Genomic DNA, 16,271 nt, shown 5'->3' on the forward strand with positions numbered 1-16,271 from the left:
ATCACAATCTTCTCATGTCCGCTAAGCTGGGAAGGATTGCGTGCAAGGCCGCCGGAAAGGGATCGCCAAAGCTTACGACGCATAGTAATCAGGGCGGAAATAAGTGCGGTTATATGGTCATAGATGTCGACTGTCAGTAATTGATTTATTAATAATTCTAAAATAAGACGTAGTTATTTCAGCGTGTAATTGCGCGGCCTTAATGATAACCGTGCTTCTGTTCCCTAATGGCAGATTTGGCGAATGAATGGTCTAGGCTGATCACGGATCTCGGTCAGCTCTTCCACGGCAGCTTTGGTGGCGGAGCGGTCATTCCGGGAGACGGTCAGGAATGGCTGCAAAGGGTCGGTAGCGGTCTCTCGGTGGATGAGCCACCAGGCTCTCACATCACCGCGTGGGCCGTAGGCAACTCGCTAACCTGTGTCGTGTATCGCGGGCTGCGCATCTCAAACTTGGTCGACCACGTCCTCTTCGCCTCAAGTCCGGCCCACGCTGGCACGACGGCGCGGCGCCCGAAGCGCCGATTGCACTCGTCCATCGCGGCCAACAGCGGCCCGCTCCGCTCGCGGTCGAGCTGGCCGATCAGGGCTCCTCCAGCAGCTGGAGGTCGGTGGTGATGACGCCGGCCTTACTGTACGCCAGGGCCGGTCGCCCGGTGCCTCGCGCCAAGTGCGGGCCACGCCTTCACGCGCCGCCTTGATCAGCGTCAGTGTGTCGTTCGTCGCCTCCGGCAGGCAGATCAGGAAAGTAGATTCGCGGGGTTAGTTCAGACCACGCACGCGCAGCCAATCCCTCAGGGCGCGGCTTCGGGCATCGTAGAGAGCGCGAAGTCTGGTTCCCTCTTCCCCACGGCCCGCTGGTTGGTCCGAGACTGCATTGACCATCTCGTCACCAAACCGTGCCGCAAGCTCCGCAGCCCAAGCCGCGTCAGCCGCATAGAGGCGGCTGGCTGTGACCGACAAGAAGGGGACAGGCCTCGGGCGGGCTTTCGCGTTCGTCATGCGCGCCGATACGGATGACTCGCCGCTCCGGTTTCAGAAGTGAATACAAAATCCTCGGCCTCGTTCAGGCATTGCTAACCCTAAGGCGGTTAGGCGAGGGTGTGGGTATTGATCAGCTACCGAGGCGGTCGATCCAAGAACGCCAGCAGCATGGCGTCTCGCGTCTTGCGCATCTCGTCCTGTACGGACGTCACCATATCGTCGATCCGGTGCTCGAGGCGGGAGATCAAGTCGCAGGTGACGTAGGCCTAGCCTACTTCGAGCCCGAGGGGGATGGGTTGATCCGCCAACCCGTTGGTGCCCGGCTGAAGCGCAAGCCGAGCACGCCAAATTTTGGCTCGAACGCCTCGAAGCCTTCCTGCAAATGCTTCATGTCGCGCCACCCCGCCGGCAGGAGCACTTCCGGCGCGTGGCGGCCGGGGGCGGTCAGGATCTCCATGGTGCGTGCCATAAGCGATGTCACGCCGATCCCGCCGGCGGGCCCGATCAGCATCAAACCTTCCACGTCCACGCTGAACTCCTTGCCCTGCGGAGGCCTGAAGCCACGCTGGACCTGCGCACGGAGAATGGCCGCATCTGTAGCCCTTCCCGCCCTCGCTGCAGCCTGAGCCTCTTCCCGCGCGATCGCGCGGGAACCTTTCGTCCGTGTCGTAAGCGGAGCTGCTACCTTCGGGGTGCAAGGCATTCCCTGATCGTCCGAAGCGAAGCCCGGTAAATCGTCAGCATCGAGAGATGTATCTAACCCAGGCGGCAAGAGATTGTTACTCATGGTGGATTCTTCCGATCTGTGTGCCTGATAACACATCCGGGCTGTTGATTTTGTTTCTTTCTGTGATCTAGGAGCTAAAGATCGATCACGGAGAAAGTACCAAATGACTGATGCCCCGCAGAATATCGCGAGCGATTATATCGCGCTCGCGGCTGACATTGTTTCTGCATATGTCTCGAATAATTCGCTCCCTACGTCAGAGCTTCCGAACATCTTAAACAGCGTGCATGCCGCGATCCGCGGCTTGGCCGCCGGCGGATCGGCCTCTGCTCCCACGGACGGTATTGAGAAGCCCACCCCTTCGCAGATCAAGAAATCGATTACGCCTGACGGCCTGATCAGCTTCGAGGACAGCAAGCCCTACAAGACGCTTCGTCGACATCTGACGATCCGTGGACTGAGCCCAGAAGCCTACCGGGCGAAGTATGGCCTGCCGGCCGACTACCCCATGACGTCGGCCAACTATTCCGCTGCACGGTCCGCCCTGGCTAAGCAGCTCGGTCTTGGACAGCAGCGCAAGGGTGTAGCCAACGCGAAGTCCGCCGCACCGGAAGAGGCCATCGCAGAAGAGGCCGCTCCGGCTCCTGAGAAGCCCAAAAAGGCAGGTCGGCCACGCAAGGCTGCCGCAGCCTAAGGGGCGTCGAGCGCCCTCCAAGCCCGACACCGACCCATGCAATGGCGGGCTCAGCCCTGCCTCAATCCGCTACTGCTGACGAGGATACGGATCATAGCCCAGAGCGCTTGATGCTCTGGGCCGCCCCTGTCGAGACTCAGGAAGATGGGCAGGGCCATGTCTACGGTATGCCCCCCGGAGGCCTCGTTGGCGGCGTGTCGGACAAACGTGTGTCCGGTGGATTCCTCAATCACGAGGTGCCACCGGTCGCCATTTGAGCTGGCATAGAGCTCCCGCATCAGATCTTGCCCCCTGCTCGGCATCCAGCAAATGCAAGCCATAGGCCCAGAGATGAAGGATGGTCACGCGAAGCTCTGGCTGCGCGAGGGAGCATCAGATGATCCGTGCCTCGCCGATCTCCAGCTTGATCCGCTTGACGGTGTGGGAGCCTAGCGATCCGACGTGCCGTGGTGCAGGCCCTTCCGGCTCTTGTGCTGCAGCTACTCTGATTGCCTCGTCCACTGACCGCGCCAAAATCGCATAGATATGATCGGCCCCGTCTGGCTGACGGACTGCAATGAGAAACGCAAAGTGAGCGGACTTTTTGGGCATGGTTGCCGCCGATGCCATGTGGCGGGCCTTACGGGAAGTCCCGCGAAAGCCACACCTCCATAGGGCCTTAAGCGACAAGCAGCTCGCCGCCCTGATCCGATACCGGTGCCCATGAGGAGGGCGACCTTAAGGTCCTAATTGTTCGATGACGCCACGCCAGCCAAGCCCCTCATAAGTCTCGTAGCCTGGGGTCAGGTGGAAGGCGATCAGGCAGCCGCGCTCATCGACATAGTGCCCATGCGATAGGCTGCCTGCCCGAAGCGGATAGGTCTCGCCAAGGGAGACTCGCATCCCCGAACTCGCAAGGATGCGGTTGTTCGCATCCAACAGCATGACTCGGCTATGAGCCCGTTCCGCCGGCGCGAGGCGGACACCTTCGACGATGGTGCGCGCCTGTGGCTCCCAATCGAAATGGATCGCGAGGAAGCCGATCGCCTTGCCGTTCGTCTCGCCGCCCTCCCGCACGGAGGCGACATAGGTGGCACTCTGCGACCCATTGAGCGCGGCAACCTGCGCCACGTTGGCCACCGCGAAGTCATCGCCGGAGGCCAGCGGCTTGGCGCAGGCGAACCACGGCTCCAGGCTCACGTCCAGGCCGACCACATCGAACCGGTCGGGCCGGCCATTGGCGATGACTTTGCCGTCCAGGCTGCACAGCCAGAGATCGAGATAGACTGTGTAGGCGGAGAGGATGACCCCGAGCCGATGTGAAGCGTGGTTCCGTGACGCTTCCGATGGGGCGAGGGCACATTCGACGACTGCGGCATCGGTCGCCCACCACCGCACGTCGCAGGTGCGCTCATAGAGGTTCCGGTCGATGATCTCCACGGCATTAAGGGCGAGATCGATGCAGCGTGTGGCCCGTGCCTCCTCGACGATGTCCGTCACGGACCGCGTAAGTTCGTCTACGCCAGCGCTGAGACCAGCTCCGAGCTCGGCCGCAAGCTGTTCGACCTCGCCCGAGACGCTCCGCACCTCCTGCGCCACAACTCCGAAGCCCGCCCCTTTCTCGCCCGCACGCGTCGCCTCAATGAGCGCATTGAGCGCCAGCAGTTTCATGCGCTTGGCGACTAATTGGATCGCTTCGAGATTAGTGGAAGCGGTTACCCTCAGGTCCGCTGTCAACGCACCTACAAGATCGGTAACGGAGTTGGTTGTCATTCGAGTTCCACCTTCGAGATCAGGCCCTTAGCATAAGCCTGGCCAATCGGTGGATGTGCTCGCGTCCGTTAGGAGCGTGGCGAGGTAGCCCTACGGAGCGAATTTATTCGCGGGCTGGCAGCATGGGTCGCCCTAATATTTTTTAGGAGAGAACGGCATTGGGCAGTATTTCTACTCCCCTAGAATACGATCCAGAGGGTTGCCCTCGGACACTGAATGCTGGTCCGAACGGACCTAGACAGCGGAAGGCCCAACAGTTTCAGCCGCAAGCCAATGCGGCGGAACGCCGCATCAATATGCGCGATAAAGGAGTAGGACTATCCAGCATCGCACAACTAGTTGTTCTTCAGAGCTAATTCTTAGAGTTTAGGACAATAAAAAGTGTGGCTTTTTTATCGAAAAAATCTTTCTATATGTTGATGTTAGCGATGGAAAGATTCATGGCGAGAAACTGTGCGCATCAGTGCATAGTGCCATGATGAACAAGGATCTGATAGCCAGGAATTAACTTGTGAACAAGCATTGTTTGCTTGTGAGAGCGGCAGGTTAGATTGCATTCTTACTTCAGGGCATTTAAGTGACCTGAGCCGCATCCGAGCGGCTAGCAGTCTTCATCGTGAGCCTAACCAAAGCAGCAATTGCTGATTTACCGGCTCGTATTAGGAAACAAAAATGCCGGATGTACCGCACCGCAATGCCAACGAGGCAAATCAAGAATTATTCGATTGTGGGGCCGAAAAGCCTCGGCTCCGCCGCACTGAGGTTCCGGCTTACCTCGCGCGGCGCCACGGGCTAATCGTGGCTAGGTCCACGCTCGCCAAACTCGCGTCTGCCGGGGGTGGGCCCCGGTTCCAGAAAGTGGGCCGCATGGTGCTTTACCCGCTCATTGAGTTGGACCAGTGGAGCGAAGAAAAGCTCGGGCCACTTAAAAGAAATACATCCGAGCATTAGCTGCATTTTAAAAGTCATCGATACCGCAATCTTGCTGGCAATCGCAGTGTCCGACCATATAAACTCACGCCGAACTGGACGATTAAAGAAGCATATGGATACGCACGTATAAACGTATGATAAAAGGCGTTTAATAATTCGGTAATAAGTAGTTGCGGCTGTGCTACATTCGCGGTATGTGATAATATACAAGGTTTAGTAGGCATTTTGGCGAAGAGCTCAGATTATTACTCTAGCTTAGCTAGAGCCACCCCCGCAAACTTATAGATATAGCGATCTAAATGACTGACAGCGCCAGCGCTGCAGATCGTAGCTACTTGTCTACAAAAATCGAAAGAAAGCAGGAGAAATGAACATATTACATTATGTAAATGCTCCTGCTGCAGCAGGAAAAACTTGGGCAATGACACGCAGAGCTCACTTGCTTGCTACGAAAAGCGAGGCGTCCTTAATTATTGTTCCCACCATCGAGCTTATAAATCAAATAAAGGTTGATCTTCAAGGTCTTATGCCTTTAATCAATGTCGAGGCAGTGCACAGCGGGACGGTGGATGGAGTAACAAGCAATGTGTTGGCGCAACTTAAGCTTGGACGGGAAGGTGGGCGCGTTCTCATCATTACGTGGTCGAGCTTTGAGCGGCTACCGTACTTTCCTGGCAGGGCTAATTGGAACGTATTTGTAGACGAGATTCCCCAGGTATGCATGGTTTTCGAGACGAATGCGCCCGATACGCATATGCATCTTACGAATCACGTAGAGCTAGAGCCGCAGGGGCCTTCATACAGTAGGCTGCATGTAAAAAATTCTAATGCGCTGAGTAAACTCGCATCCACCTCTGATACTGCCTTGTCGAAAGAACTCGCTCCAATGGCAAGACAGGTGTTATCACCGAATCTAACGACTTATGTTAATTCCGCCAGTTTCAATAGGCTAAAGCATAGCAATGGCCTCAAGCTAACTATCTTCTGCGTCCTTCGAAGTAGGATCTTCGCCGATTTCAAGCATGTAACATTCCTGGGGGCAAACTTCGAGCGCTCGCTGCTTTTCAGTGTCTGGAAGCGCGATGGCGTCGCCTTCGTCAAGAACGCCGAACTGACTGAGGCGCTTCGGTTCCAGGAACACCGTAACGGAACCCTCATGACCATTTATTATGCAAGCGCCGAAAACTGGTCCAAGCGCTTTCGTGATCGAGAGGACCGGAAGCCACTTAGGTTAATTGCCGCGGCTGCGGGGAGACTGATGAACGGAGAACAGTTCGCATGGGTCGCTAATAAGGACGTCCCGGCTGCGCTCTTCGAGGGATATGCCGCTGTGCAACTCCCTCAAGTCTCCCACGGACTGAATCGTTTCTCGCATATCCATCACGTGGTTTACCTTTCTGCTCGACTACCTCCACCGCATCATTTCAAATTTTTAGAGTGGCTGGGCGTCGCCGGTGAACAGGTACGTTGTGGGGTCCATCACGAATCAGTTTACCAGACCGTAAACCGTTGCTCAGTGAGAGTTCCGGATAGCAGAAGTATTAAACGGATCGTGGTTCCGGACTTAGCGTCAGCAACCTACCTACACACGCTGTTCCCTGGCTCAACAGTGGAGAAACTGGACGTTGACTTGGACGTGATTGGCTATGCAACACGGCGTGGTCGGACGCGTAAATTCGCTGACGTCACTTCTCGGGTTCAAGCTTTTCGGTCCAGCAGGAAGGAAGAAACGGCTCGGCTTGCCGCCATGATGATGGGCGAAGCGGGTCACTTCACAGCCGACACCGAAGAGGTCGTCCCCCCTTGGCTGGATAGCAATGGGCAAAAAACATGTAACGTTAATACTATAGAGGAAGGATTTAGAAATAGCGTTACAGGAAAAAGTAGAGGGTCAGTCTTTGATCATATGAGGGCGACTCATCCCGTCGCCGTTGTGCCCGAAATGAACGACGACACATTTATCGCCGCGTTGAAAACGTCACACAAAGAAAAACACCTTACGAAGGAGGACAAATATCTGATATGCCCTGCAATCTTTGATCCAGGGTTTTCAGAGACTACAAGCCGGGGCCTCGACAACGTTGTTTACGCTAATGGAGTTTGGCTGGATTTCGATGTTGGTAACCTAGCTCACAAAGAACTGGCGGCCATCTTCCCGGGGCTCCGTATCGCGGCATTCAATAGCTTCAGTTCAACCAAGGCTGAGCCGCGGTATCGGGTTTACATACCAACTAGTCGTTCAATGTTGGCAAAGGAGTACACGTCTATTATCGACCAGATCATTCAGGTGGTGAAGGACTCTGGATATCCACTCGCCAAGCGCGACGAGAAGCGCCCTGGGCAGAAGGCACACGGAATCGATATGTCGAAGCGCCATGCCGCGTCGCTATTCTACCTTCCGTGCCAGCCAAGGGACCCGAAAGGAAAAATTTGGAAGGAGCACAAGGATGCTAGCAGGATGCCGCTCGACGTAGATAGCTGGCTTGAACACGCCATCCCAGTCGAGACCAGCGTCTTTGAAACAGAGGTGACATCTTCTCGATCCAATAGCCAGGATGTTGCTCGTCCGCCCGTTGATCAGGCTAGGATTGATCGAGCAATGGAACGTTGGACAACGCACGGCACCAGGGCTGGGAATGGCGATAGCGAGTTGTTTATACTTAGTCAGGAACTAAAACGCGCGAACCTTCCATTCGACGAAGCTGAAATATTGCTTCTGCAGGCAGCGCAAAGCGCTAACACTCCAACGGATCGTCGAATTCAAGCTCAGAAAATCATGAAGAAACTTCGGAAATCGTGGACCATATGATGAAGATCTAATCGGATAGTTATGGTCTGATGAATCCAGGTGTGTAATCGCTACGGATGACCGCAGAGTAATTTCGATCAGACGATGGTGGGAATTGCGGAAGTTCGTATTCACCTGTTGGACAAACACCCGCGCAGCATCAACTCGTATTTTGGATCACGGTTCGCCTTTAACTCGCATATCAATGTGTGTCTACTTTCGCACAAGCGGCTACCGCTCATGCGGCTCCTGCCGCTAGGCCGGCACCATAATGCGCCAGAACAATTACTCTAGGTTCCTGCTGTTCAATAATGTTGCAGCTGATGTGGCCAGGTGAATTCCGGATTGCCAGACAATAGATCAGATACTTCACTGTGAAGGTGCAGCTTTCTACAAGCTATAAAATAGCTTATTTTAATATAAATATTGCTGAAGTACTAATAATAGGTTCCGACTGGTCTGTCGGTCGCCGAATTTTATATATTAACAGGTCTGCGATCGTCGATACATCAGACATTAAACGTTGAACGAAAACCTAAATTCTAAAGCTAGCGAGCTCAATAGAAACCATAAATAGACGGTGATCAAAAGTCATGAACGAAAGATATCCCGAAGACCTTCGTCATCTGATCCGTGCGGCATTTATAGATGGGCTTCGTCATTTTACATCTATGGATGAGAAATCGATCGATGGCACGTATCGAAGTTGCATTGATGAGGTGCGCGCAGCAATTGAACTGCTGGACTGCACGATCGATGGCGATAACGGCGAGGAAACCGAGCAACTAGATGTCGAGCTTGTTAAGCATATACTTTCTATAATTCTTGAAAGTTTGGGGACTGATACTGCATGGTCACAGAGAATACGGATACTAATAGTGGAACTTAACATGCTTCTCGAAATGTGGAAACTTGTAGGGGTACAAGCGGCGACGTTCCATTGATTATCATGCATTAATAGGGGAGGATTAGTTGTGTCAGTGTCTTACAATCGGGATACTCATAACAGAGGATCGGAAATGCTATTATGAATTTTAACAACAATATCCTTTCTGTGGGCGTTTAGAGACGTGGAGCGGCAGATGGAGGCAAGCTCAATGTCACCTGATGACCCTGACCCAGCATACTGGTCCGTACTGAGCACAGGTTTTTTGGGCATCCTGAACCGTGAAGGGGGGATGCCATGCCTCGCTAACGCTCCACGTATGAACAGATCGCCTTTGCTCTGCCACAAGCGGAGAGCGGTGCATCGATGGACGAGGTCTGACGGAAGATGGCAGTAACCGCTCCGACGTTCTACCGCTGGAAGAAGCAGTTCGGTGGCATGGTTTTGCCAGGGATTCGGCCGCTCAAGCAGCTGGAGGACGAGAACGGCAAGCTCATGAGGCTTGTCGCCGACCTAATGCTGGACCGCGCGATGTTGCAGGATGTCCTGAAGCGACCCGAAGGGCAGCGTCAGCAAAAGTGGTAAGGCTCGCCGCTCGCCACAAGGTAACCGATCAGCTGCAGGTGACCTGCGACGTCAGCTAGCGTCGGGCTTATCTGGCCCCCGGCTTCGGCCGCTCATCTCAGCGCTACAGGAAGCGCTCGGACTCGCAGGTCGCGCTGCCGATGCGACTGAAGGAGTTGGCTGCCGTACGGGTGCGCTACGGCTATCGGCGGCTGCATATCTTACTGCGACGTGAGGGCTGGGAGGTGAACCACATGGCATAATTGAGGGCGTGGCTCTCGGGGTAGCCTGTCGTCCCCCGAAGAGGAGGACACAAGATGACCTGCTATGTTGGACTGGGCGTCTCGATGAAGGAGTCCGCGATCTGCGTCGTCGATGAGGCGGGCGAGCGTGTGTGGGCTGGAACGTCGCGGACAGATCCCGAGGTTATCGCGGCCGTTTTGAAGCGTAGGGCACCCGGCGCCGTGAAGGTCGGGATCGAGACAGGGCCCCTCACGGTTTGGCTTTGGCATGCCCTCAATGAGCGGGGCCCGCTTCCGCGTCTATGTCGAGGAGACCCTGGTGCCGACCTTGAAGCAGGGCGACACGGTCGTGCTCGACAACCTGCGGGCTCACAAGGTCAGCGGCATCCGCGAGCGCATCGAGGCGGCTGGCGCCCGGCTGCTCTACCTGCCGGCGTACTCGCCGGACATGAACCCGATCGAACTGCCCTTTGCCAAGCTCAAAGCTCGCTTGCGTACCCTGGCCGCTCGCACGGTCGCGGAACTTTGCGACACCATCAAACAGGCCTTCACGCGCTTCACACCGGACGAATGCCGCAACTACCTCGTGGCCGCAGGCTACAATGCTTTTGACCCAACCTGATCAGATGCGGCTCTAGACGTCGCCCAGACGGTGGTGCTCGATCAAGTGACGGCAGCACCGGCCGGCGTGTTCAAGTTCCACTATGCCTGCAGGGTATGGTCACGCATGCACCGCGGCGACCTGCATCTCTACGGGCACTCCCACGGCACGCTGCCGGGCACGACCGCCAGCACCGACGTCGGCGTCTACTGCTTCGGCTTCTGGCCCGTCACCCTCGGCGAGATCCGCGTTCGGCTGGCCGAGAATACCAAGGATTGAGAGGTCTGTCGCTTGGGCGAAGCCAGACTTTCGTAACGGTCGGCAGGTGGTGCTACCCGTTACCTTTTGAGTGGCTTGACCCTTCCTCACGAACCCGGAGGCGTACCCGCGGTGCCAGCTTCGACATCTCTGGTGGCTTTGCGGACGTTGTCGAGCGTCCAGGTCGTCCCACCTCCGAAGGTTGGCACCCCCCGCGCGTTCAGAAGGGACGCTACTGCCTTCCAGCGTCCGCGGCCTTCGGGCACCTCGGCAAGCGCCGCGGCGAGCGCGGCCGGCACCTCACGCCGCCTTCGGTCCCTCTCCTCGGCGTCGCGCACCCGCCAAATCGAGAAGTGCTCCGCTGGGTCGAAGGTCCGCCCGTCGAGCATGATTCCTTCCGCCGGCAGACCGAGTACCGGCACCCCGGCGCCTTGAAGGGCCGAGAGCGCATCGCCGAGGAATGGATGCGGTCGCCACCCACCGTTCCTATGGAAGTCCACGTGCAGGAGCGTCGCGCCCGCCTTACGGCACAGGTGCCCCGCGCTGACGACGTCGCTCTCGATGGCCGACGTGCCCCGGTCGGGGCTCACCTCCAAGGATACGACCTCGTGGGCGAGGTTGCCGTTCTCCCACTCGACAAACCGGCGGGCCAGGGCGCGTTGGTAGGCGACCGTCCGGCTCGCCTCGGCGGCGCGCGCCGCCTCGTCCGGCAGGTCGAGGAAGCCGGCCCATCGCACCGGGAAGGTCCAATAAAACCCAACAAACGCGCCCATCACGCCCTCGATACCTAATCCGGAAAATTCCGACGCGACCCGCCGAGGCACCCAGCCGGGCCTACCGTTCCCCCGTCACCAGCCATACGGGAACGCGTCATGACCAACGAACTTCGCATCGCCGAACTGTCAGCCGGGACCATGGACGGTATGATCGGCATCACCTTCGCGCCGGGTAAGAAGCAGTCGTCCAGCCTGACAGGCGCCCACGACCGCAACCTCGCGAAGGACCTCAACGCGGTCGCCGTCTGGGGCGCCTCGGCGGTGGTGACCCTGATGCCAGCCGACGAACTCGACATTTACCGCATCGCCGGCATCGGACAAGAGGTGCGAGCCCGGTTCATGGAGTGGCACCACCTCCCAATCCGCGACGGCGATGTCCCAGACGCAGCCTTCGAACGCGAATGGCCCGGGCATTCGGCCCGGCTGCGCGCCCTGGTCGCCGCGGGCAACCGCGTACTGGTACACTGTCGTGGCGGCCTCGGGCGTGCTGGCATGGTCGCCGCCCGGCTGCTGGTCGAGATGGGCGCCGACCACGAGATCGCCATCGCCGCGGTCCGCCAAGCGCGCGATCCGCGAGCCATCGAGACCCGAGCTCAGGAAGCCTGGGTGCGACAGGGGCGGCACCGTGCCCTTCCGCGGCCTAACGATGGCGATGCCCGGGACCGCGCAGTCGGCGCCATGCTCGGTCTTGCGGTCGGTGACGCCGTCGGCACGACCATCGAGTTCTCTCCCAAGCCCGAACGGTCCGTGCTCGCCGACATGGTCGGGGGCGGACCGTTCGGGCTGGAGGCTGGGCAGTGGACGGACGACACCGCGATGGCCCTCGCGCTAGGCGACAGCCTCCTTGCTGCGCCAGTCCTCGACCCCGAGGATCTAATGCGCCGGTTCGTCTCCTGGCACCGGAAGGGCACCTACTCCTGCACTGGAGGCTGCTTCGACATCGGGGCCACGACCGCCGCAGCCCTTCGCCGGTTCGAGCGGACCGGCAACGCCTTCGCCGGGTCGACGGCGCCGGACACCGCCGGCAACGGTTCGATCATGCGGCTCGCGCCCGTCGCGGTTCGGCATTGGCGCAACCGGGCAACCATGCTGCGTGTCGCCCGGGACCAGTCCCGTACCACCCACGCCGCGCCTGAGGTCGTGGCCGCCTGCGAGGTGCTTGCTGATCTGGTCGCGCAGGCTGTGCGCGGTAGCTCCCTGCCGGACCTCATCGCTTCGGCCGCCGCGGGCCGCGTCCGCGGCTTCCGCCTCGGCCAGCCCCGCCAAGAGGTGCGCGGCACTGGCTACGTCGTGGCGTCCCTCCACGCCGCGCTCTGGGCGGTTTCCCGCACCTCGACCTTCAAGGACGCCGTGCTGCTCGCGGCTAACCTCGGCGAGGACGCGGACACCACCGCTGCGGTCGCGGGGCAGATCGCCGGCGCCCTGTATGGCGCGTCGGGCATCCCCAAGGGGTGGCTTGACCGCCTGGCTTGGGGCGACCGGATCGAGCAGATGGCCGTCGGCCTCTTCGACGCCGGCGCCGAACGGCTCGACGCCTGAAGCGACCGACCCCTCAGGATCGAGTATTGTCTCGGTTTGAATTTTGAGCTCCGCTCGTGCCGCTCGACGTTCCCAGCCCGTACCCTCACGATCCTCTTTTCGCGGGCGTATGCTCGGCACCAAGCAGGGAGAGTATAATGCCCACGAAGATCGCGTCTGACTCGACAATTGCAACCGTCTGGCCGCACCTGACCAATCAGCGGAATTACGTCGCCGGGGCACGGCACAAAGCGCAGCAGTGCAGGGACCAGCACGGCAACGCGTTTGTGAAGATCGGCGTAACAGGGTCGGGTCAGAAGCCGTGCTACCGCGTATTTTATAAGGGTGCAGATGGCTCAGAAGTAATTTTTGGATCTTATTGGGACATGCATGACCCGCTCGACAATGAGCGCGCTTTGAACTCGAACTGGAGTTCGGTGGCGATGACCTACGAGGAGATCCATGCCCTAATGGTCGATAAGCACGCACCGCCCAAAAGAGATGCATGAGAAACTGCTATGGCACCCAAGATATATACGCTGGACGAGCTAAAAGCCTGGACGCCGGAAAGGCGACTTGCATTGTACAACAATGCCAAAAAACAACCGGCGGGCCAGTATATAGTTGATATAATAGAAAAGAATTATTTGCCACTTAGTTCGGGCGGCCTATCTTCTAGTGATCCAACTCATTTGAAAATGGTTGACTTGATTTGGTCAGAGGCCGGAAGAAAGGCGGTTCAGGAAGCGTCCGCCGAAGGAATGCCGCCGCTGTGTGCAATTGATAAGATGCTTCAATCTGAGCTGGGCGACCGCTATAACAAACATGATTTTGGCACCGCATCTGCCGGCGCCATCGTGGCCGACCTTATGCGACATCTCGGGTACGTCCAGGATGGTTGGGGGTACTGTCCGGCCGGCTGCACGGCAAAGACAGCGCTTCGCTGGTCGCTGCGAAACTCAAACTGAGACACTACCGAGGTTCGTAACGGGTAGCAGGTGTTGGCATCCGTTAACCGATATCCTCGGAGTCGCTACGCCGCGACCTCCTTCTTCCCGGGGCCGCGACGTACGACGCAGGAGACTACTGTTGCGGAAGCGGCCATGGCGGTTCTTAGAAAAAGTGGAATGAGCCAGCACCCAGCCATCGAGACCTATCTGTGAGCTTTCAGGATGTTATCCATCCGGTCTGCACGCAGAGGCTTTAAACATTTATACCGTCATCCGTGATCTGCGACGAAACATGATACGCAACCCGAGTCGGGAGGATCTGGAGTTGGCGCCGTTACCTATCGCCACCGTCTGCACGACCTTCGCCGTATCGAATAACGAAACCTGTCGTAAGAAAACTGAGAGCCGGAGCGCCTAATGGACGTCAAGGATCATCCCGTCATCACCGTGCTCGGCGAGTCTCGTTGCTACATTGTACCCATTTACCAAAGGCAATACGCTTGGGGGGACAACCTCCTCAAACAGTTCTGGGAGGATGTGGCCGCCAAGGCCGGGGAGGCGCTGCAAACAGGTAAGCCTAAATTCCAGCACTACATGGGAGCTCTGATCCTCGCGCCCGGAACGACCGCCGTCGGGAAAACGCCTACAATGCAAGTTGTCGACGGACAGCAGCGCCTGACGACTTTCCAGCTCTTTATCGCGGCGCTGCGCGCCGCCGCCGATGGCGCAGGGTTCGCGGATATGGCTGTGACCTTGCAGGGATACCTCTTTAACGTCCCTAAAGTTGGTGAGAAGGACAAGGAAGCGAAGTTCAAGCTCTCTCCTACCCCAGCGGACCGGGAGTTGTTTCGCTTTCTGCTTACCGAGATGTGGGATAGCGTCAAAGCGAAATATCCCCAGCACTTCTACAAGAAAGGTACCCTCATTTGGGGGCAGGCACCCAAGCCGATGCGTGCGGTAGCGCTGTTTCGCGAACTGATCGACCGCTATATTCGCTACGGCATAGTCGATGCGGATGAGGATAAGGATGAGCAGGAAAGGCAGGGTCCCGACGTCGCAGAAATTCAGCAGCAACGCCTACAGGCGCTCCAGGAGGCATTGCTGCTGCATCTCAAGCTCGTCGTGATCCAGCTGGGCGAGGACGACGACGCCCAGGTCATCTTCGAGACACTCAATTCCAAGGCCGAGCCACTCTTGGCGATGGACTTAGTTCGAAACAACATCTTCCATCGGGCCGAGGCCCAGGGCGAGTCCGTCCAGGATCTTTTCGACGAAAAGTGGTCCGTGTTCGAGGACGAGGCATTCTGGAAGGCGGACGCCCCACGGGCCAAACCCCGCCGTCCCCGTATCGACCATTTCCTGAGCCACGCCCTTACGGCACAGACCGGTCGCGAGACGTCCCTCCGCGAGGTTTACGCGGAGTACCGGGATTTCGCACGACCCCGAGGGACGCCGCGTTTCACGACGGTGGCCGACGAGCTTGACGCCCTGACGCTCTACGCGCCGACATACCGGACTCTGGAACGTCCGGACGGTTCGGCGCTCGGTTGGTTGGGGGAAAAGCTCGCGACCTGGGAAGTCGCCGTCATCTATCCGGCGATTTTTATGGTCTCCGCCGCGGCAATCGACGACACGGAAAAGCATGCCATCTACAGACTGATTTACTCCTACATCGTGCGGCGTGCAGTATGCGGCTTGACGCCGAAGAACTACAACAAGAACTTCGAGCGACTGTCCGCCATCTTTCTTGACAAAGGTGCATCGCTGCAATCGTTCAAGAAATTCTTCGAAGATGCAGCCGCCTACACGGTCCGCTTCCCTGACGACGCGGAGTTTACGGCCGCCCTCACCACTGTTCCCATCTATCGCAACATGGGTCGCAAGGAGCGAATCGCGGACATCCTATGGGAGATCGAGCTCGCCACACGGACGAAATTTCAGGCACAAGGCGGCCGCCCGCCGGGGCTTTCCATTGAGCACGTCATGCCCCAGGGCTGGCGCACTCACTGGCCGCTTCCGAACGAGGAGTATGCCCCATCCCATGACGCGGTCGTCACCGACCCGGCGCTGGCAAACGCCATGACCGCACGGGACGCCCTCCTCGATACGTTAGGCAACCTGACCCTCGTTACCCAGCCGTTGAACAGTCACCTTTCTAATGGACCATGGAAGGACAAGCGACCGGACCTTGAGGATGCGCTCCTAGCCCTCAGCTCGGCCATTGTGAAGGTCGAGAAGTGGGATGAGATAGCCATCCGTGAGCGTGCGCAATCCCTGGCCGGCAAAGCTGTCGCGATCTGGCCCGGGCTGGACAGGACCCTTTCTTAGCCGAACAAGGGCTCTGGGCGGGGCCAGTGCACCGTCGACCGATATCCATCATACGCAACGCGGGACGGGAAGCCCTGAAGGCGGTTTCGAATTGATGGAACCCGGAGGAAACCGCAGTGTCTGAAGTCACCCGGATGGAGGTGTCGGAGCGGAGCGCTACGTCGCCTTCCACGGAGTTTCATGTCTTTGGCCCCGCGGTCCATCGCGCTTGGGTTTCGAGGTGCGTGCGGATAACGAATTTGCTCTGTGCCAGAATCTCGCGAACATGCGG

10 protein-coding genes and 4 pseudogenes are annotated in these 16,271 nt (G+C 58.1%); 10 read left to right on the forward strand and 4 right to left on the reverse strand.

The window, feature by feature from the left end; genetic code table 11:
* Window positions 1–382: 382 nt before the first annotated feature.
* Together ASF32_RS25055 and ASF32_RS25060 are read right to left on the reverse strand one after the other, a co-directional pair.
* Window positions 383–740, reverse strand: a pseudogene (locus ASF32_RS25055) (DUF4113 domain-containing protein); the annotation flags it as partial.
* Window positions 741–1,254: 514 nt separating this feature from the next.
* The gene (locus ASF32_RS25060; protein WP_162239884.1) at window positions 1,255–1,494 is read right to left on the reverse strand and encodes a hypothetical protein; all 240 of its coding nucleotides are present in this window, start codon (window positions 1,492–1,494) and stop codon (window positions 1,255–1,257) included.
* Window positions 1,495–1,873: 379 nt separating this feature from the next.
* On the opposite strand from ASF32_RS25060, the gene ASF32_RS03400 reads away from it, so the two are divergent.
* A complete protein-coding gene (locus ASF32_RS03400; protein ID WP_056423681.1) occupies window positions 1,874–2,404 on the forward strand; it encodes a MucR family transcriptional regulator in 531 nt (176 codons plus the stop codon).
* 717 nt (window positions 2,405–3,121) lie between these two features.
* On the opposite strand, the gene ASF32_RS03410 is transcribed toward ASF32_RS03400, so the two are convergent.
* Entirely contained in the window at window positions 3,122–4,156 is a 1,035-nt protein-coding gene (locus ASF32_RS03410; protein ID WP_056423685.1) for a methyl-accepting chemotaxis protein, read from the reverse strand.
* Between the two features lie 1,354 nt (window positions 4,157–5,510).
* Here ASF32_RS03410 and ASF32_RS25065 point away from each other — a divergent pair.
* The 5 genes and pseudogenes from ASF32_RS25065 to ASF32_RS03435 form a co-directional block, all read left to right on the forward strand.
* Window positions 5,511–7,898: a hypothetical protein gene (locus ASF32_RS25065; protein WP_156467664.1), complete on the forward strand. Its 2,388-nt coding sequence runs from the start codon at window positions 5,511–5,513 to the stop codon at window positions 7,896–7,898.
* Window positions 7,899–8,470: 572 nt separating this feature from the next.
* Window positions 8,471–8,821: a hypothetical protein gene (locus tag ASF32_RS25070; RefSeq protein WP_156467665.1), complete on the forward strand. Its 351-nt coding sequence runs from the start codon at window positions 8,471–8,473 to the stop codon at window positions 8,819–8,821.
* 269 nt (window positions 8,822–9,090) lie between these two features.
* A pseudogene (locus ASF32_RS25075) lies at window positions 9,091–9,581 on the forward strand (transposase); the annotation flags it as partial.
* Between the two features lie 238 nt (window positions 9,582–9,819).
* Window positions 9,820–10,191 (forward strand): annotated as a pseudogene (locus ASF32_RS03430) (transposase); the annotation flags it as partial.
* An 18-nt stretch (window positions 10,192–10,209) separates the two neighbouring features.
* Window positions 10,210–10,449 (forward strand): annotated as a pseudogene (locus tag ASF32_RS03435) (hypothetical protein); the annotation flags it as partial.
* Window positions 10,450–10,535: 86 nt separating this feature from the next.
* On the opposite strand, the gene ASF32_RS03440 reads toward ASF32_RS03435, so the two are convergent.
* The gene (locus tag ASF32_RS03440; protein WP_056423691.1) at window positions 10,536–11,201 is read right to left on the reverse strand and encodes a hypothetical protein; all 666 of its coding nucleotides are present in this window, start codon (window positions 11,199–11,201) and stop codon (window positions 10,536–10,538) included.
* Window positions 11,202–11,300: 99 nt separating this feature from the next.
* On the opposite strand from ASF32_RS03440, the gene ASF32_RS03445 reads away from it, so the two are divergent.
* From ASF32_RS03445 to ASF32_RS03455, 4 genes are all read left to right on the forward strand, one after another.
* A complete protein-coding gene (locus tag ASF32_RS03445; protein ID WP_056423692.1) occupies window positions 11,301–12,743 on the forward strand; it encodes an ADP-ribosylglycohydrolase family protein in 1,443 nt (480 codons plus the stop codon).
* A 137-nt stretch (window positions 12,744–12,880) separates the two neighbouring features.
* Window positions 12,881–13,231 (forward strand): hypothetical protein, encoded by a 351-nt coding sequence (locus ASF32_RS03450; RefSeq protein ID WP_056423693.1) that lies wholly within the window; start codon window positions 12,881–12,883, stop codon window positions 13,229–13,231.
* Between the two features lie 9 nt (window positions 13,232–13,240).
* Window positions 13,241–13,690 carry a hypothetical protein gene (locus tag ASF32_RS25080; RefSeq protein WP_156467666.1) on the forward strand — a complete coding sequence of 150 codons (450 nt, stop codon included), beginning with the start codon at window positions 13,241–13,243 and terminating at the stop codon, window positions 13,688–13,690.
* Between the two features lie 399 nt (window positions 13,691–14,089).
* A complete protein-coding gene (locus ASF32_RS03455) occupies window positions 14,090–16,000 on the forward strand; it encodes a DUF262 domain-containing protein (protein WP_056423695.1) in 1,911 nt (636 codons plus the stop codon).
* Window positions 16,001–16,271: the final 271 nt, after the last annotated feature.

Origin of the sequence: Methylobacterium sp. Leaf91, assembly GCF_001422815.1 — a bacterium.
Classification (GTDB): Bacteria; Pseudomonadota; Alphaproteobacteria; order Rhizobiales; family Beijerinckiaceae; genus Methylobacterium.

Coding starts and splice junctions, on each gene's coding strand:
- ASF32_RS25060 (WP_162239884.1), bottom strand. CDS start 1,494: ATGCTGATCGGGCCCGCCGGCGGGATCGGCGTGACATCGCTTATGGCA.
- ASF32_RS03400 (WP_056423681.1), top strand. CDS start 1,874: ATGACTGATGCCCCGCAGAATATCGCGAGCGATTATATCGCGCTCGCG.
- ASF32_RS03410 (WP_056423685.1), bottom strand. CDS start 4,156: ATGACAACCAACTCCGTTACCGATCTTGTAGGTGCGTTGACAGCGGAC.
- ASF32_RS25065 (WP_156467664.1), top strand. CDS start 5,511: ATGACACGCAGAGCTCACTTGCTTGCTACGAAAAGCGAGGCGTCCTTA.
- ASF32_RS25070 (WP_156467665.1), top strand. CDS start 8,471: ATGAACGAAAGATATCCCGAAGACCTTCGTCATCTGATCCGTGCGGCA.
- ASF32_RS03440 (WP_056423691.1), bottom strand. CDS start 11,201: ATGGGCGCGTTTGTTGGGTTTTATTGGACCTTCCCGGTGCGATGGGCC.
- ASF32_RS03445 (WP_056423692.1), top strand. CDS start 11,301: ATGACCAACGAACTTCGCATCGCCGAACTGTCAGCCGGGACCATGGAC.
- ASF32_RS03450 (WP_056423693.1), top strand. CDS start 12,881: ATGCCCACGAAGATCGCGTCTGACTCGACAATTGCAACCGTCTGGCCG.
- ASF32_RS25080 (WP_156467666.1), top strand. CDS start 13,241: ATGGCACCCAAGATATATACGCTGGACGAGCTAAAAGCCTGGACGCCG.
- ASF32_RS03455 (WP_056423695.1), top strand. CDS start 14,090: ATGGACGTCAAGGATCATCCCGTCATCACCGTGCTCGGCGAGTCTCGT.